The organism is Parasegetibacter sp. NRK P23, assembly GCF_023721715.1.
GTDB lineage: Bacteria > Bacteroidota > Bacteroidia > Chitinophagales > Chitinophagaceae > Parasegetibacter.
This window is the reverse complement of record NZ_JAMDLG010000001.1, coordinates 3,222,934-3,241,330: the sequence shown is the minus strand read 5'-3', so window position 1 is coordinate 3,241,330 and position 18,397 is coordinate 3,222,934. Positions and strand designations below refer to the sequence as shown.

At 49.4% G+C, this 18,397-nt stretch carries 11 protein-coding genes; 3 read left to right on the top strand and 8 right to left on the bottom strand.

Features of this window, described 5'->3' with window-relative positions:
* Positions 1 to 9: 9 nt before the first annotated feature.
* From M4J38_RS13075 to M4J38_RS13060, 4 genes are all read right to left on the bottom strand, one after another.
* On the bottom strand, positions 10 to 747 hold the full coding sequence (locus M4J38_RS13075; protein ID WP_251760055.1) for a bifunctional 2-polyprenyl-6-hydroxyphenol methylase/3-demethylubiquinol 3-O-methyltransferase UbiG: 738 nt from the start codon (positions 745 to 747) through the stop codon (positions 10 to 12).
* Positions 747 to 1,475: a glycosyltransferase family 2 protein gene (locus M4J38_RS13070; RefSeq protein ID WP_251760054.1), complete on the bottom strand. Its 729-nt coding sequence runs from the start codon at positions 1,473 to 1,475 to the stop codon at positions 747 to 749. Before M4J38_RS13070 ends, M4J38_RS13075 begins: the two co-directional genes overlap by 1 nt.
* 92 nt (positions 1,476 to 1,567) lie before the next feature.
* Positions 1,568 to 2,782 (bottom strand): glycosyltransferase family 2 protein, encoded by a 1,215-nt coding sequence (locus M4J38_RS13065; RefSeq protein WP_251760053.1) that lies wholly within the window; start codon positions 2,780 to 2,782, stop codon positions 1,568 to 1,570.
* Between the two features lie 11 nt (positions 2,783 to 2,793).
* On the bottom strand, positions 2,794 to 3,978 hold the full coding sequence (locus M4J38_RS13060) for a glycosyltransferase family 2 protein (RefSeq protein ID WP_251760052.1): 1,185 nt from the start codon (positions 3,976 to 3,978) through the stop codon (positions 2,794 to 2,796).
* A gap of 474 nt (positions 3,979 to 4,452) precedes the next feature.
* On the opposite strand from M4J38_RS13060, the gene M4J38_RS13055 reads away from it, so the two are divergent.
* Positions 4,453 to 11,352 (top strand): PKD domain-containing protein, encoded by a 6,900-nt coding sequence (locus M4J38_RS13055; RefSeq protein ID WP_251760051.1) that lies wholly within the window; start codon positions 4,453 to 4,455, stop codon positions 11,350 to 11,352.
* 73 nt (positions 11,353 to 11,425) lie between these two features.
* Here M4J38_RS13055 and M4J38_RS13050 read toward each other — a convergent pair whose 3' ends face one another.
* The gene (locus M4J38_RS13050) at positions 11,426 to 13,096 is read right to left on the bottom strand and encodes a T9SS type A sorting domain-containing protein (RefSeq protein ID WP_251760050.1); all 1,671 of its coding nucleotides are present in this window, start codon (positions 13,094 to 13,096) and stop codon (positions 11,426 to 11,428) included.
* Positions 13,097 to 13,427: 331 nt separating this feature from the next.
* Here M4J38_RS13050 and M4J38_RS13045 point away from each other — a divergent pair, with 331 nt between their 5' ends.
* Positions 13,428 to 14,000 (top strand): gluconate 2-dehydrogenase subunit 3 family protein, encoded by a 573-nt coding sequence (locus M4J38_RS13045; RefSeq protein WP_251760049.1) that lies wholly within the window; start codon positions 13,428 to 13,430, stop codon positions 13,998 to 14,000.
* Between the two features lie 6 nt (positions 14,001 to 14,006).
* The gene (locus M4J38_RS13040; protein ID WP_251760048.1) at positions 14,007 to 15,731 is read left to right on the top strand and encodes a GMC oxidoreductase; all 1,725 of its coding nucleotides are present in this window, start codon (positions 14,007 to 14,009) and stop codon (positions 15,729 to 15,731) included.
* On the opposite strand, the gene M4J38_RS13035 is transcribed toward M4J38_RS13040, so the two are convergent.
* From M4J38_RS13035 to M4J38_RS13025, 3 genes are read right to left on the bottom strand one after another with little or no spacing between them, the layout of a single operon-like run.
* Complete coding sequence (locus tag M4J38_RS13035) at positions 15,673 to 17,073, bottom strand: hypothetical protein (protein WP_251760047.1); 1,401 nt, start codon at positions 17,071 to 17,073, stop codon at positions 15,673 to 15,675. The two genes, M4J38_RS13040 and M4J38_RS13035, sit on opposite strands and share 59 nt — an antisense overlap.
* Positions 17,070 to 17,666, bottom strand: a complete 597-nt coding sequence (locus M4J38_RS13030; protein WP_251760046.1) for an HAD family hydrolase — start codon at positions 17,664 to 17,666, stop codon at positions 17,070 to 17,072. The genes M4J38_RS13035 and M4J38_RS13030 overlap by 4 nt, the downstream gene beginning before the upstream one ends.
* Positions 17,663 to 18,394, bottom strand: a complete 732-nt coding sequence (locus M4J38_RS13025) for an SDR family oxidoreductase (protein ID WP_251760045.1) — start codon at positions 18,392 to 18,394, stop codon at positions 17,663 to 17,665. The genes M4J38_RS13030 and M4J38_RS13025 overlap by 4 nt, the downstream gene beginning before the upstream one ends.
* Positions 18,395 to 18,397: the final 3 nt, after the last annotated feature.

Sequence of the window (18,397 nt, the reverse complement as noted above, 5' to 3'; positions counted from 1 at the left end):
TGTCTTTTTTTATGCGTGAACACGGGCGATTCCGATCACCGAAAGTCCCATGCTTTTCAAGAGTATTTTATCTGCCAGGCGAAACGCCGGCACCAGTTTTTCAAACAGGTGAAGTTGCCCGCGCGGGATGGTCCTTTTCTTCAGCAAAGTGCCGGAAAACCACCATCCGAATAAACCCGCGAAGTTGAAATACTTTGTTTGAAGCAATTCGCCACCAGAGTTGGACAGTAAGGTGCTGAGCGACTGGCGCGTATACCTTCTGAAATGCCCCAGCTCCACGTCAAATCCGTTGAAAAGTTGCTGGTAAGCGGGTACAAGTACGATCAATACCCCGTTGTCTTTCAGCAAGGCGCGGCAGTTTGCTATGGCCAGTTGGTCGTTTTCAATATGTTCCACCACATTTAACGCGATCACCGTGTCGAACGTATGCAGCAAAAAAGCATATCGGGTGGTGAAATCGGGGGCCGCCAGATCTACCTGCACCACTTCTTTAAGTTGGGCGTGCGCATGGAATCTTTTACGGAGTACCGCGCAGTATTCAGGGCGGAGGTCGCTCAGTGTTACAAGGCCTTCCCGTTCCAGCAGGAGCGTGGAGATATTGCCAATTCCGCTCCCGATTTCCAGGATCTGCTTACCGCAGAAGGGAGCTATTTCGCTGAACAGCCATTGGTTGAACCCGGGGGCTTCAGCGAAAAGTTCGAGCGTTTCATTTCCTGCCGGATCACTGATCGCCGCTTCTTTTTGCATTATTTAGAGAAGAGATTGTATTTCAGGATACAATAAATAGCCCTTACGCCGTCTTTCCAACCGATCTTCTTGCCTTCTTCGTAGGTACGGCCATAGTAGGAGATGCCTACTTCATAAATCCTGACTTTTGGTACCCGGGCGATCTTGGCCGTGATCTCCGGTTCGAAACCGAATCTTTTTTCTTTCAGTTTGATCTTCTGGATAATGTCGGTACGGAAGAGTTTGTAACAGGTTTCCATGTCGGTAAGGTTCAGGTTGGTGAACATATTGCTGAGCATGGTGAGCACGTATTTGTTACCGATGGAGTGCCAGAAGAAAAGGATGCGGTGCGGATTGCCGCCCATGAACCGGGAGCCGAACACCACATCGGCGGCTCCGCGCAGGATCGGTTTCAGCAGCAGGTTGTATTCTTCAGGATCATATTCAAGGTCAGCATCCTGAATAATCAGGTATTCACCGGTGGCTTTTGCGATCCCTGTATGGATGGCTGCTCCCTTTCCCTGGTTTACTTCGTGCTTGTAATATTGCATGTTCAGCTCCGGGTGGCTGGCTTTGTAGGCCAGCAGTACTTCTTCCGTGTTGTCTGTGGAGCAGTCGTTCACCAGAATAAGTTCCTTCTCAATATTATTCAGCAACTGAACATTGGCAACCCTGTCGAGTATCAGGTGAATGGTACGGGCTTCGTTGTAAGCGGGGATTACAATGGAGAGCTTCTTAAAATTTTCCATTTGGGAGTTATAAGGTGATTTGGCGCCTAAATTATAATAGAAACACTGTGTTTGCAATACATGTCCGTCTTTTTTTACTTACGGACACATACTTATTCCTGTTTCAGCAGTTCATCTATATATATAAGCTTAGTATGTTGTGTTTTTAAAAATGATTTGCGTGCCTTCCCCAATTTCAACAGGGCCATCGCCTGACGGAATGCGAAAACCGGAATCATGCAAAGCGCGCCCAGGTATTTGGTGCTGCGTCCTTTGATGAGCACGATCGCGATGAAGGAAAGCAGGAAAGACAAGAGGATGCCCGCCCATATTTTGAAATGTAGCGGATCTATAAAAAAGTTGAGCGCCGTAAAAAAGAAGGCCGCGCCCAGCACGATGAAAAGTGGTGGACGAAGCACGGAGAACCCGAAATACATCAGGTTCAGGTTGAACTTTTTCAGCCCGGTCAAAAAGATGGCCCAGCTTTCAGCGAAGTACTTAAAATAGGCGTTGATCCACCTGGTGCGTTGGGTTTCCAATGATTTGCCGGAGCTTATTTTTTCATCATAAAGAACGGCTTCTTCGGCAAAGGCGATACGGGGCACACTGGTTACCAGGTGCGCCTGCAGTTTTTTATCGAACCCGCCCAGCATACTCGAATACTTCACTTCGCGGTAGAGGTCCAGGTCCACGGCTACCCCGGAGCCCCAGATGGCGGAAGAAAGTCCCATCCAGGCCCTCGATTGTCTTTCAATGAAGAAGTTGAACATATCACCTATGGCATCCATTCTGGCGAAAACGGAGTCTGTATTCTTCGGTTTGAAGTCGCATTGTACCACTTTATAACCCTTTCTGAAATAGTCGTTCATTACGGCCAGGAAGCGGGGGTGGAGCAGGTTGTCGGAATCAAGAATGATCACTGCGTCGTGTTTGCGCTCCAGGTGGTCCAGTGCATAATGGATGGATTTGATCTTTGCATGAAGGGCGGGTTGTGGTTCCAGCACGGTAATTCTGGGGTCGGAAAAAGTGAGCAGGCGCGTATCACAATCATCGGCCACCACGTAAACCTGGAAGCCGCCATAGCTTTGTTTCAGAATAGAATCAACCAATGGCAGCACGAACTCTGCTTCCTGGTGCGCGGTAATAATGACCGCGAATTCCATGTTCCTGTCCACTACAATTGGTTTCCTTTCCGCCGGGGGCTTGGCGGAAAACAGTTTCGCGATCCCGTATCCTGCCAGTGAAAATAATGGAACAAGTACATACAATGCAACAAGAAGTTGCACCAGCAGGAAAAGGTAGTAAAGTATGGTTGTAAATAGGTTCATGTTTTCAATGCTTATGCGAAATTTTCCCGGGCCGCCTTATCCCACAATACGGATTGCTTTCCGCGCAGGTACCGGAAAAGGCCAAGATAGAGCGAAATATTCAGGAACAGAAAATAATAGGGTACGTACAACAACTTTACTTTCTTGTTGCGGGTAGAGTAATACCAGCCCACCAGCGCGGCGGCGTAAAAAAGCACCTGCGCGGCCAGCAGGGCCTGGAATGGCCAGGCTCCGTTCGTGCACACAAGGTAAATATTCAGCAATAAGATGAGCGGCAGCAGGAACGGGCACACGGCCCAACGCAGCACACGATGGGAGATGTATTGAAAAGACAGCACCGGATAACGAAAGATGTTCAGCAAAGGACGCAGCATCACAATTGACTGAAACCCGCCCGCACTGATACGGATCTTTCTTTTTTGTTCCTCCAACATGGATGCTGAAGGGGCCTCAACGGCATAGGCTTCCGGTTCATAGGCCACACGGTAACCGCGTTGACAAATGCGCAGGGATATAATGAAGTCGTCCAGCAATACATCTGAAGGCACTTTTTCATAGAGATGGGTTCGTATGGAAAACAGTTCCCCGGCAGCGCCAACAACAGTGTACAGTTCAGCGTCAAGTTTTTTCAGGTACGATTCATATTTCCAGTAAAGCCCTTCACCGGCCCCTGCCACCTGTGTTTCTTTCAATGAACGTACTTTTTTCTCGCCGGCTACGCCACCCGTCTTTTCATCCTGGTAATGGCGCGCGATGTTCAGTATGCAGGCTTTGTTGAGCGTGGTGTTGGCATCCGTAAAAACCACGATAGGGGTGTCCACTTTTTCCATCGCACGTTCTATGGCGGCCACTTTTCCTCTTCTTTCAGGCTGGTGCATCACTATAACGCCGGGATAAGACGACGCGATTTCAGGCGTACGGTCTGATGAACCATCTGTAATAATCAATAGTTTAAAAAGCCCTTCGGGATAGTCGAGGGAAAGTGAGTTCTCTATCTTTTCCCCTATAAAATCTTCTTCATTGAATGCCGCTACCACCAATGTAACCGCAGGTAACGGCGCTTCCGAAAAGGTATGCCCTGCTTTGCCGATTTTTTTCTTCAGGAATACAAGTATGGTGATAAGAAAACCATAGCCCAGATAACTATAAAACACAATAAATGCAAATAGGAAGAGAAGCCAGGCCGCCAGGTTCATATATGTAAAAGTGCTTATGTTAATTATTTTATTTCAAATGTGGAAAAGAAGCCTTTTCCCGGATAAAAAACCGGGTTAACTTACGCCTTCCCGTTCGGATCCCTTTTAAACTTCCACTTTCGGCATTATCCGATAATCTTCCCGCACTGAAAACAGTTTCGGCTTAACAGGTCGTAAATGTAATCGTTTTAACCGCATTCATAGTATGAAAAAATAATTTTATTCCACGGCGACGTGAGTATCAACGCATTTTGTGGAATATTATTGAAGATTCGGGAAAAATGTTACGCATAAGTGTTTTTTTTAGTGGTTTGGTATAATTATTGATTTTTCTCAGCGTTTTGCAATAAATCCGTGCATTTTGAATAAAGTAGAAATTGCTTGAAACCATTTTGTAAACAAAAAATTTAATACATCCATTAAGAACCCGAGAATTGATGCTTTTTCTATCCCAATCCAAATATCCTAAACTTTATGAAAACCAAATTGTTACACACCCTGATTAGGGCGGGGCTCACAGCCTTGGTCCTGATTGTCCTGAACCTGGAAGGGGCGCGAGCCCAGAGCGAAACGAACGACATGATCACTTACGACACGGTATGTGTCAACAATGGTGTTACATGGACATTACGGATCACGAGGCCCAGGCACATGTTCACGGCCAATCACCCCGACACTGCTTCCCGACCTGTGCTGATTTCCATGCCGGGCGCCGGCGAAGTGTCCACGAATCCTGCAAATCTCACCAAATTCGGACCACACTACTGGCTCGCCAGGGGCTGGGACGGTAGCGTGAAACTTGGAAACGGCACGCATTATCCCATTCTTATCACCATTCTCACCAGCGCGACCAATGTAAGGCCAGGTCCGTTACTCACGCTTTTTGAGCACCTCCTGAAAACATACCGGATCAAAAGAAACTCCGTGCACGTGGCGGGCCTGAGCATGGGCGGCTTCACCTGGGGCCGGTTCATCTGCTATGCCGCTTATGCCGGCGATGAACGGGCGATGAGCATGGTGAAAAGTTATGTGGCCCTGCAAGGCGTTGCCAACGATAACTTTACCGGATACAATATGGAAGGCTGGACAGCTTTCGGGCATTGGGCCAAAAAGTATGGCGGTCGCTTCTTTGGATTGGAAGGTACCGGCGATACCCGGCAGGTTTGGCGCGTACGGGATGCTATGGAGCTGACCGTACCCGGTTCGGCTTACTTCTCTTATGAAACCATTGGTGGCGGCGCGCACTGCTGCTGGAACGATATGTACAATCCCTCCGCTACTGATTGGCAATGTACAGGTACCATCACCAACCCGGTGATCGGCACGAATAAAAACTACCCCAACAGCATGGGGACCTATAAAAAAGGCTCCAATATTTTTCAATGGATGCTGCGCCAGGGTGATACCACACTGGTGGGAAGTACCACCACCACACCAGCTCCGGCCGGACCTCCCATAGTGACCGTTGGCGCGACGCAGAACCTGCAACTGCCGCTTTCTTTAACAACTATCTCAGGCACCGCCACAGCACAGGGGACCAAAAAAATAGCTTCCGTGAGTTGGGCGCAAACCTCAGGGCCCGTAACCGCTTTGCTGGCCTCACCCCTGAGCCTAACGACTACTGTTAGTAACCTGCTCACTTCCGGCACTTATGTGTATACGCTTACCGCAAAAGACGATGCCGGATTGCAAGCTTCCGCTTCCGTTACCGTAAATGTGGCACCCCTTTTAGCGGTGGCGCCCACCGTAAATGCGGGAACAGATAAAAGCATTACGCTGCCAACCTCTTCTGTAACAATTACTGGTACAGCATCGGGTAACAGTGGCGCGACCATCACAAAAACAACCTGGACGCAAATAAGCGGTCCCGGTACAGCTGTGATCGGGAATGCGGCTGCTTTGTCCACCACTGTTTCTGGTCTTACCGCAGGAACCTATATTTTCAGAATAACCGCCACGGACAGCAATGGAAAAACCTCGACGGATGATGTTTCTGTAGTCGTGAATCCCGCACCTGCAGCAGAAAAACCAACCACCTCCACGCCGCGGATACTTGTTGGGCAGGGTGAATACCAGGTGCTTTTTATCGATAAGAACCAACACCTCTGGGGACTTGGAAACCTCTCTAATATCGGCACTGGCGGGAAAGGTAAAGCCGGTGTTCCCCAGCGTGTTCAGGTGTCGCCCTACGACCTGAAATTTAAAGACGCGGTGGGTGGATTACATGGAGCCGCCGCCATTGATGTGGATGGATATGTTTGGGTGATGGGCGACAACGACCAGGGCCAGCATGGCCAGGGCGACCTAACACACCCTTACCTGTTGCCCAGGAAAATCACCATCGACAGCGCGGGTAATCCGTTCAATAACATCGCCAGCATGTGCGCGTATTTCGTGAAAACAACCACTGGCGGGCACAACGGATTTTTCGCGGTAAAAGAAGATGGTACACTTTGGGTTTGGGGAAGAACACTCGGAGGAATGCGCGGAGATGGCGCAGATGATACGGACGCGCACATGAATACACTTCGTCCTGTGCAGGTAAAAATGCCCGGAAGCCGCAAAGTAAAACAAATTGTAGCCGGTAACTTCGCCATTGCGCTGTGTACCGATGGTACCGTTTGGACCTGGGGTAAGGTAGCCGCCTCCAACCTCGGTTATGCCGCGACAGGTATGGATTATGCTTCACCGCATCAACTGACGGGGTTATCTGATATTACACAAATCGCAGGCTCCGGAACTTTTAACTACGCGTTACGTAAAGACGGTGTATTGTATGGCTGGGGTGCGCATTCCGCTCAGATGGGAGATTACTACCTCATCGGAAACGGTTTGCCCAAACCTACCCCCGTGGTGCTTACTAAAATTACCAGCAATCTTCCGTCCCCTATCAGAAAAATTGTAACCAATACCGTAAGTACACACGTCATCCTTGAGGATGGCAGTATGTATGGCTGGGGAAACAATGGCGAAGGGAACGTTGGTAACGGCTGGGAAAGAAAATGGGAGAAGTTCTCTCCCATGTACGCCTGGGATTATACTGTCGCCGAAGGTGAGATAGTGACCCTTCCGGTGAAAATTGCCCCTAATGTAAAGTTTGCCGATGTGTTCGGTTCCAACGTGTATACCTTCTACACCTACGCATTGGATGTGGATGATAACCTGTATTGCTGGGGCAGAAACAAAGGCTCTGTACTGGCCGTACAAACCACCGCACCGAACGGAACCATTGTGGCCCAGCGCCAGAGTGCATGGGACCGCTGGTGGCCCACACCTGTAAATCCTTTCAATCAAACAACTTCTTATATTTCCCCCTCAAAAGATTGCGTGGATGGCACGGCCACAGGATCACCCTGCACTACTTACACCATCCCGGCAAACACTGCACCGAAAGCAAATGCAGGGGAAAAGCAATACATTACTACCAGTACCGCAAAACTTAATGGAACAGCCAGTACGGATAACGTGTTTATTGCCTACTATGAATGGAGCCAGGTTTCAGGTCCTAACCAGGCTGTCATTAACCTGCCGGCATCCCCTACACCTACAGTTTATGGATTGGTTACAGGAACATACACTTTCAAGCTTAAAGTGACGGACAATGGATGGTACTCCGACAGCGCTACCGTGCAGATTGTGGTAAATGGTTCCGGAAATGTGGCCCCTGTCGCAAAAGCAGGAGCAGACCAATCCATTACACTCCCAACAAGTACAGTAACATTGGATGGTTCTACCTCTTCCGACGAAGATGGAACGATCTCCAAATACGCATGGCGTAAACTGAGTGGTCCTTCCGCAGGAACGATTACTTCACCCGCAGTTGCAAAAACTACAGTTACCGCTTTAACCGCAGGAGAATATATTTTTGAACTCACTGTAACGGATGACAACGGAGAAACTTCTTCCGACCAAGTGAAGATCACCGTGAACCCCGCGCCCAACAAAGCGCCCGTTGCCAATGCGGGTGCCGCGCAAACCATCACTTTGCCAACAAGTTCGGTAACACTGGATGGCTCCGCTTCTTCTGATGAAGATGGTACGATCTCCAAATACGCCTGGACCAAGTTGAGTGGTCCTTCCGCAGGAACGCTTACTTCACCTGCCGTTTCAAAAACTACAGTTACCGGATTGGTAGCCGGAGAATATGTATTTGAGCTTACGGTAACCGATAACAGTGGCGCGACCCACAAAGCCACCGTAAAAGTGGTGGTGAACCCCGCGCCCAACAAAGCGCCCGTTGCCAATGCGGGTGCCGCGCAAACCATCACTTTGCCAACAAGTTCGGTAACACTGGATGGCTCCGCTTCTTCTGATGAAGATGGTACGATCTCCAAATACGCCTGGACCAAGTTGAGTGGTCCTTCCACAGGAACGATTACTTCACCTGCCGTTTCAAAAACTACGGTTACCGGATTGGTAGCCGGAGAATATGTATTTGAGCTTACGGTAACCGACAACAGCGGCGCGACCAACAAAGCCACTGTAAAAGTGGTGGTGAATCCCGCGCCCAACAAAGCGCCTGTGGCCAATGCAGGTGCCGCGCAAACCATCACCTTGCCAACAAGTTCGGTAACACTGGATGGCTCCGCATCTTCTGATGAAGACGGTACGCTTACAACCTATGTTTGGGCAAAGATTAGTGGCCCATCCGCAGGAGTGATTTCTTCTCCTACCGTTTCAAAAACGACGGTTACCGGACTGGTAGCCGGAGAATATATATTTGAACTTACGGTAACCGACAACAGCGGCGCGACCAACAAAGCCACTGTAAAAGTGGTGGTGAATCCCGCGCCCAACAAAGCGCCTGTGGCCAATGCAGGTGCCGCGCAAACCATCACCTTGCCAACAAGTTCGGTAACACTGGATGGCTCCGCATCTTCTGATGAAGACGGTACGCTTACAACCTATGTTTGGGCAAAGATTAGTGGCCCATCCGCAGGAGTGATTTCTTCTCCTACCGTTTCAAAAACGACGGTTACCGGACTGGTAGCCGGAGAATATATATTTGAACTTACGGTAACCGACAACAGCGGCGCGACCAACAAAGCCACTGTAAAAGTGGTGGTGAATCCCGCGCCCAACAAACTACCTGTTGCCAATGCGGGCGTTGCGCAGACCATTACCCTGCCCATCAGTTCAGTAACATTGGACGGCGGCAACTCATCGGATGAAGATGGTTCCATCGTTTCTTTTAAATGGGAAAAACTCAGCGGCCCCTCATCAGGTGTCATCACTTCACCCAATAGCGTGAAGTCAGGTGTTACAGGGTTAACAGAAGGGGTATATGTATTTAAAATAACTGTAACCGACAACAATGGTGCTACCGCTGCCGCACAAGTGACCGTTACAGTACTGGCGGCACCGCCCGCGAACCAGGCTCCCGTAGCGAACGCCGGTTCCGATATCACAATCACTTTGCCGGTGAATACGGCTACGCTGAACGGTACTTCTTCTTACGACAGCGATGGTAGTATCAAGACCTTCAGCTGGAGCAAAGTAAGTGGTCCTTCCGCTGGAACTTTAAGCAATGGTTCTTCATCCACAGCTTCAGTAGCTGGTCTGGTGGCCGGAACTTATGTTTATGAATTAACGGTTACAGACAACGACGGCGCCTCTTCTAAAGATCAGGTGAAGATCACCGTGAATCCCGCGCCCGTTCCCAACCAGGCTCCGGTAGCGAATGCCGGTTCCGATATCACAATCACTTTGCCGGTGAATACGGCTACGCTGAACGGTACTTCTTCTTACGACAGCGATGGTAGTATCAAGACCTTCAGCTGGAGCAAAGTAAGTGGTCCTTCCGCTGGAACTTTAAGCAATGGTTCTTCATCCACAGCTTCAGTAGCTGGTCTGGTGGCCGGAACTTATGTTTATGAATTAACGGTTACAGACAACGACGGCGCCTCTTCTAAAGATCAGGTGAAGATCACCGTGAATCCCGCGCCCGTTCCCAACCAGGTTCCGGTAGCGAACGCCGGTTCCGATATCACAATCACTTTACCGGTGAATACCGCTACGTTGAACGGTACTTCTTCTTACGACAGCGATGGTGCTATCAAGACCTTCAGCTGGAGCAAAGTAAGTGGTCCTTCCGCAGGAACCTTGAGCAATGGTTCTTCATCCACGGCTTCCTTAGCTGGTCTGGTGGCCGGAACTTATGTTTATGAATTAACGGTTACGGATAACGACGGCGCCTCTTCTAAAGATCAGGTAAAGGTCACCGTGAATCCCGCGCCCGTTCCCAACCAAGCTCCGGTAGCGAATGCCGGTTCCGATATCACGATCACGTTACCGGTGAATACCGCTACGCTGAACGGAGGAGCATCTTATGATCCGGATGGTACGATCAGTACCTACAAATGGAGCCAGGTGAGCGGTAATGCCACCATATCCAATCCTTCGGTGATGATCACCAATGTAACCGGGCTGAAAGAGGGTACTTACGTGTATGAGCTGACAGTTACCGACAACAAAGGGGCTACAGCTACCGGGCAGGTGAAAATAACCGTGTTGCCGGTACCCAATAAAGCGCCAATTGCCAATGCGGGTGCTGATGTTTCTATTACGCTACCTCAAAACCTGGTTGTGCTGGATGGTTCCGCATCTTATGATCCTGATGGACGGATAGTGGCTTACAGCTGGGCGAAATTGACTGGCCCCAGTCCTTTCACGATTTACAACTCCAATACGGCATCGCCTACCTTGCCATCTTTGCTGGAAGGGACGTATGTATTTGAATTAACGGTGACCGATGACAAGGGCGCTAAAGCCACTGATAAGGTTACGGTTGTAGTGAAGGCGCAACAAGTGGTGAATATGCCGCCGGTGGTATTGCTGCAGCAAACCATCAGGATACAATTGCCGGTTTCTGAAGCGCTGCTTGACGGCTCAGGTTCTTCTGATCCGGAAGGCAAACCACTCAGTTTTGCCTGGAAGCAGGTGAATGGTCCTTCAGAAGCGGCCATGGCAACACCCGAGAAAAGCGTTACCAAAGTGCAGGGGCTTATCCCCGGAGAGTATGTGTTTGAACTCACTGTAAGGGATGAGAAAGGCGCGTCGGCCACCGGAACAATTAAGGTTGTGGTGGTAAACAGCACCCAACGCTACGATGAACTGGTGCATGTTTATCCCAATCCCGTTCCCGCGGGCGGGAACGCTACCATCAAAGTGGTTACCGACGCTACCAATGAGAAACTGGTGTTTACAGTGTATGATCTTTCCGGAAGGCCGGTACTCACGAAAACAGCGGTGAAAGCGGGTAATGTACATACGGAGCAATTGTACATCGCACAACTCGCCGGTGGCTCCTATGTTGTGGAAGTGAAGGTGGATAATTCCCGGAAGATGGTCACACGCATCATCAAGAACAGGTAATACAAACAGTTATCCATAAAATAATTAAGGCGCACCTTTTGAGTGCGCCTTAATTATTTTATATGCTGATGGATTATAACTTAATCAGTCTTTGTCCTTCTACCCGAACATTTTCCTGGAAAACATTCATCTGGTACATGCCTTTGGCGAGGTTGCCCAGCTGAACCTGGTAAGTGCCGGGCTGGAATTTCCACCTGCGCAATTCCACGCCGTTCAGGTTAGTAATGGTTACAGTGATGTTTTTCTCCTGTACGGATATGTTCAACTGGCTAACAAACGGGTTAGGCCCTGCTGTAACCACTTTTACATTCCCGTTGGTGAAGCGTACGTTTCTAACTTCTGAATAATCAAAGCTGCCATCAAAGTCTACCTGCTTTATTCTGTAAAGATTATTCGTGTTGGTATTGGGAGCGGCGTGCGTAAAATTATATGAACTCAGTGTGTTCGTATTGCCTGAGGCCTGGATGGTACCCACCGCCTTATAGTTGCCGCCTTCGGTTGCATGTTCCACAATAAAATGCGAGGCGTTCACTTCCGCGTCAGTTTTCCAGTTCAGTTGAACAGTATTGTTTTGCGCGATTGCCGTGAAACTCACCCATGATACGGGAAGAACAGATAATTTTTCAATGGTAACCGTTCCGCCCGAAATGGTAAGGTTGCCGTAGTTGGCGGGAATATTGGCAATGGCGAATGGACCGGTAAAAGTGCCGGTGCTGGTCATGATGGTATACACGCCAAGCGGAGCGGCGGGGTTATCAGTTACAGTGAGTGTAGCTGAAGTAAGACTTGCGCTTCCGGATACGGCGAGCTGGTCGTGGCCGGTTCCAGGCGTGGTGGCGCTCACAATTTCAATGATCACATTTGTGGGTTGAGCAGTGAGGTAAGCCGGAGCAACGGTAAGAACGCCGGGTGAGGTGCCCGGAGAAGTTCTCCCGCTGTTTGAAATAGCCGATGCTACGGAATAGGTAAAAGTGCCAATGCCTCCGATGGTTGCGTTTGGCCCGATATTCAGCGGGGCGTCTATTTGTGTTGAAGCGGTACTATTTGTTTTAAGCAAGGCCCCTGTTCCGGAAATATTGAATGCGTTTGTCCCGGTTCCGTTCAGAATTCTGTTCAGGCTGCTTGCACTTGAAGTCATCGTATCGGAAATCGTCAGCGTGCCACCACTTAGATTGATATCTCCATTCACCCAATCCGCATTACCGTTTAAGGTCAGCGTTGCATTTTCAATAGTACCAACAGTTACACCCGCGGCACCGAGGATCGCTGTTCCGTTTACCGTAGTTGAAGCGCTGATGGTAGCACCCCTGCGGAAACCAAAAAGGCCACCTGAATTAACCACCACGGTACCACTGCCGGTAACAATGGCACCCAGGGCGTAATGCAGGTTGCCATTTACAAGAAGATCAGTGCCCGTTCCGTTGTTAATGGTACAGGTAACTGTGCCTGCATTAACAAAAATCGCCAGCTTAGCATTTGCTTCTACTACCACCTGGTCGATGGTAACGGACGATTCAATCCGCATACTGTCGCCCGCTACAATAGTAATTACTCCGTTGGCTGAGGTGGGGGCGGAGGACGCGGTAACCCAGTCTGTTCCGTTCCAGGTCAGCCAGTTTGTGGCCGAACTCCATACACCGGTGGGCGCCACATTACTTCTGTAATCGCCTACTGCCTGAGCGAGCGCCACATTACTGATCATAAGGCATACAATCAGTTTCAGAAAGGTAAATTTCAGTTTCATAACACAAATTTTAATAAGCACATATATATGTCACATCGCATCATGGGAAAACCATGAGCAATGCAGGTTCAACGGGAAAAATAATAGGAAGTATTGGGTTTCTACGCCGAGGAACAGACTGATATACAGCTGTTTACAACAGGTTATGAGGTGAGGTCTTTAATAAGATAGAGGGAGTTGTGTGGAATAGGAGCAATAAAAGTAGTAAAAAATAACAGAATGCAAAATATAATGGGGATAAAAATAGTTTTAGTGTTGCTGCAATTCAGCTACCCGGAAGCGTTATAAATTGCATCTTATTTCTTCTATATTTACGCCTTAAAATAAGCGCATGAAGCGACGCAGGTTATTCCGGAATATAGTTGTGGCGGGCGTTGCCGGCGCGGCAACTTATGCGGGATATAAAACATACAGCACCTACAGAACACCACGGCTTGACGAGCTCGCCAGTCGGGAAGAGCTGATTTCAGACCTGGCGGAAACGATCATACCACGCACAAACACGCCAGGGGCGAAAGATGCGGGGGTTGGCCCCTTCGTCATAAAAATGGTGAAAGAATGTTTGCCGAAAAAATCACAGAATAACTTCCTCCATGGACTGGATCGGTTAGAACAACGCGCAGGTGCTGAATATGGAAAATCTTTCAGCGCCTGTTCAGCGGAACAAAGAACCGCGCTGCTTTCTTATTTTGAAAAAGATGGAAAGCCTTATCCCGGATTGATGGGGAAAGTGCACCGTAAACTGCTTGGGGATTCTTTTTTTACTACACTAAAAAGATTCACGGTACTGGGGTATTGTACCTCTAAAGCAGGCGCCACCCAGGCCCTGGCTTACGATTATGTGCCGGGAAAATTTGAAAACACACCACTTGGTCCCGGACAACGCGCCTGGGCCACTCAATAAAATAGCATGGCAGATCCTGCAAAAAATGTTCATATCAGCAACAGGGCCCGGGAAACAAATACCTACGACGTAATTGTAGTAGGCTCGGGCATCAGCGGCGGCTGGGCCGCGAAAGAATTCGCTGAAAAAGGATTCAAAACACTCTTGCTGGAACGCGGCCGCAATGTGGAGCATGTGAAAGATTATCCCACCGCTTCGCTGAATCCCTGGGAGTTTGACCACCGCCTGGTGAACCCTGAAAAAGAAAAGACTGAAAATCCCGTTCAGAGTACGGTATATGATGAGAGCAACAAGCACTTCTTCGTTAGCGATAAGGATCATCCATATATCCAGAACGACCCGTTCCATTGGATCAGAGGCTATCAGGTGGGCGGTCGTTCTTTGATGTGGGGGCGCCAATGTTACCGCTGGAGCGATCTCGATTTCGAGGCCAATGCCAAAGATGGCGTGGGCGTGGATTGGCCCATTCGTTATAAAGACATTGAACCCTGGTACACCTATGTGGAGCGCTTTGTTGGGATAAGTGGTTCCTGCGAAGGACTTCCGCACCTGCCCGATGGCGATTTTCTGCCGCCCATGGCCATGAATGCACTCGAACTCAGGTTTAAAGACGAAATCAAAAAGAAATTCCCCGACAGACTGGTCACCATCGCGCGCCTTGCGAATTTGTCCCGGGGCTGGAATGGACGCGGTCCCTGTCAGTACAGGAACCTGTGCAGCCGCGGATGTCCATTTGGCGGGTATTTCAGTTCCAATTCAGCCACCATTCCGGTAGCTATGGCTACGGGTAACCTCACGCTGCGGCCATTTTCCATTGTGGCCGAAGTATTATATGACAAGGAAAACAGGCAGGCCAAAGGGGTGCGTGTGGTGGATACAGAAACAAAGGAGTCAATAGAGTTTTTTGCGAAAGTGATTTTTCTGAATGCTTCCACTATTGCTTCGGCTGCAATACTGCTTCAGTCGAAAAGCGATGCCTTCCCCGAGGGTATGGGCAATGGCAGCGGCCAACTGGGTCGCAACCTGATGGACCACCATTTCAGAATAGGTGCGGAGGCGCAGTATGAAGGACTGATGGATCAGTATTATGTGGGAAGAAGACCGGGCGGCATCTATATCCCACGCTTCCGGAACGTGAACGAAGCCACCAAAAGAAAGGACTATATCCGTGGATTCGGTATCCAGGCCGATGCGGAAAGAAGAAGCTGGTACGATACCGTGAAACATACGGAAGGCTTCGGAAAAGATTTTAAGGAGCAACTGATTTCCCCGGGCATCTGGACCATGTGGATGGGAGCATGGGGCGAAACACTGCCTTACGAAGAAAACAAGGTAACACTTGATGAAAACAAAACCGATAAATGGGGCATACCACTGGTGAAGATCGACTTCTCCTTCCGCGACAATGAAAAAGCCATGCGCAAGGATATGAAAGAAAGTGCCATGGAAATGTTGCACGAAGCCGGATTAAAGAATGTGACCGGGTTCGACTATAGTTCGGTAGGCGGCGATTGCGTTCATGAAATGGGAACCGCCAGAATGGGCCATGATCCTAAAACTTCCGTATTGAATAAATGGAACCAATTGCATGAGGTGAAAAATGTGTTCATCACCGATGGAAGTTGTATGACTTCTTCCGCCTGTCAGAACCCCTCTCTTACTTATATGGCACTTACGGCGAGGGCTTGTGATTTCGCAGTTTCGGAAATGAAGAAAGGATCGCTTGGGTAAGCAACAGCAGGAACAACGGTTCCGTCTCAAAACGGAAACGCATGTTTTCATAATGTTCAAATACTGAGCTCAGGCAGAAGGAATACGCGATGGTCAACAGGATGAACCATTGCAGCGGAGAAAGTTTTCTGTTGCTGAACCATTGCAGGAACAGCCAGCCGAAAACAGCGGCGTACAGCAATATTTTAGGTAGCGCGGAAACCACCATGGCTATGCGCCTTTCCTGCTTTCCCTTTGCAAAGTGCGACAAGTTGAAGGAATAAACAATGTCGTAATGCCGCATCTTACGGGCCTGGAATTCCGTGACCGAATACCGGGTGGCAGGCGCGAAGAAGATGATGGCCGATTGCGCCACGTTTTTCAGGAATGCGACCGGCTTCTTTTTGATGTGTTCTTTTCCCGATTTCAGGTACAGATCCGAGACTTCAATATAACCTGCATGCTTCACATTCAGGAACGTATCGTTTTTGTATTCGGAAAACAAATCTCTGTCGTTCAGTCCTTTGAACCGCGAAATATCTTTTGTGATAAACTTGCTGTAAGTGGAAATGGGTTGAAAGGGTGGAAGCGACGCGATATTGGTGGAATCGGTGATCTCCGAGTCATGGAAGGCGTTCCTGCTCAGGTTCATGCCGAGCCAGGTAGAGGTGGAGAAAGAGCCGAATATCACCTTGTTCTTATAATACCATCCACTTACCAGAATGGTGGCGGCCAAACCTGCCACCAGCAACCGCGAACTGTGGGCCCGCTTCCGCAACATCAGGTAAACCGCCGCACTCAATACCACCAGCCAGGCCAGGTGGTACATGCTTCTCGTGAAGCAGATCAGCAGGAGCAGTGTAGCGAAGAGGAACGCGTTCTTCCAGCTGATATTTGTTTGCAACCGCAGCAATACATTGCAGGTTAGTAAAAAGAACAGGGTGATGAAAGTGGTGTAAAAAAGTTCGTGCTCAAATACAATCGTACCCGGACTTAACAGATAGAACAAGGAAACCGCCAGCGGCATCCATGCAACGGTAGTTTGCTTCTGAACCAGTTTATACAGCAGGAATGTATTGGCCAGCGTAATTATTTTCAGCAGCCATACAAATGCAAGGGGGGCAGCCGGGCCTGATAGTTTGAGTACAATGCCCAGCAGCAAGTTAAAAAAAGGAGGTTGCGTATGGTCGTACCAAACGCCTGCCAGCAGGTTGTGCCGCAGCGTTTCCACATCAAGGTACTGCCAATACCGTAACAGTGCGTTCTGCTCCATTTCGATGCCCGCGAGTGACACGAATACACGGGATATGCAGAAAGCCAGCAACAGTACCAGCAAATCCTTTATGGAACGGTTGCTGTTCAACTACGGAAAGGTTTGTAATGAGGGGTATGCGCCAGGGCCAGCATGGGACGGTCGCCGCTGCTGTCGCCATAAGCCAGCACATGATCGAATTGTTGCGTGTTGAACAGCGCCGCGATGCGGGCCACTTTTTCAGCGCCGTAACAATTGTTACCCATTATTTTACCGGTAAGCAATTCGTTCTTTGTTTCCAGTTGTGTGGCGATCAGTTGTAGTCCTTCTTTTGCCGCCCATTTCCTGATCCAGTTTTCAGGGGATGCCGATACGATCACGATGGTGGCGCCTTCTTTTTTCAACCGGGCGATTTCTTCCATGGCACCGGGTCGCAGCAATCCGGGGATCATTTTTTCCGCGAAGTCGTCACAATATTGCTGGAAGGTATCCAGCGGCATTCCGCCGAAAAAATGCGCGAGTATCCTTTCCTTCACCTGTTGGTTGCGCAGTAATTTTATTTTCATGCCCACCAGGTAGGGCGCGTTCCGCACGAAACCATTGTAGAACGCCGCTTTCCCTTTGCTGAATTTGATGAATTCCAGCAAGGTATCATGCGTGGTGATGGTGCCGTCAAAATCGAAAAGCGCAAGCTGCTTCTTCACAATTTCATTTTTTTGAACATGAACTCGGGGATCATCTTGATGACCAGCATGATCCATTTCCAGAACCACTTCACGTATACCACGTTCTGTTTGCGTTCCACCGCTTTGTACACGGCTTCTGCCACGTCTGCGGGATGTCCGGTAAGCAATTTCGGTAGCGGCATGTTTTCGGTCATGCGGGTATAAACGAAACCGGGTTGAATGGTGGCCACATGCACGTTGTGGTGGAACAGCCTGTTCCGGAGACCGGAAAGATAGGCCGTGAACCCCGCTTTCGCACTGCCATACAGGTAGTTGCTCATTCTCCCGCGTTCTCCTGCCACGGAGCTGATGCCCGCGATGGCACCTTTGCCCATGCTTTGGTAGTGATTGGCAATGATATTAAGAATAGAGACCGCGCCGGTGTAGTTGGTATGAATGATGGCTTCCGCTTCCTGCCAGTGCTGCTCGGCTGTTTCCTGCGTACCAAGTAAACCGAATACACAAATGGTGACATCGGGCTTTACGGGGAGCGATTGAAAGAACTGCTGGTGCGAACCGAAGTCTGCGGCATCAAAATCATGCAACGTACACGTTACATTGTTGCGGATGGCCAGGTCGGATGCCGTTGCTTTTAGTCGTTCCGGTTTCCGTGCGGCCAGTTGAATATCATATCCTTTGGCCGCGTATTTCAGGGCGATGGCGCCCGCCATATCGGAACTGGCGCCCAATATCAGTACAGTTGGCATATC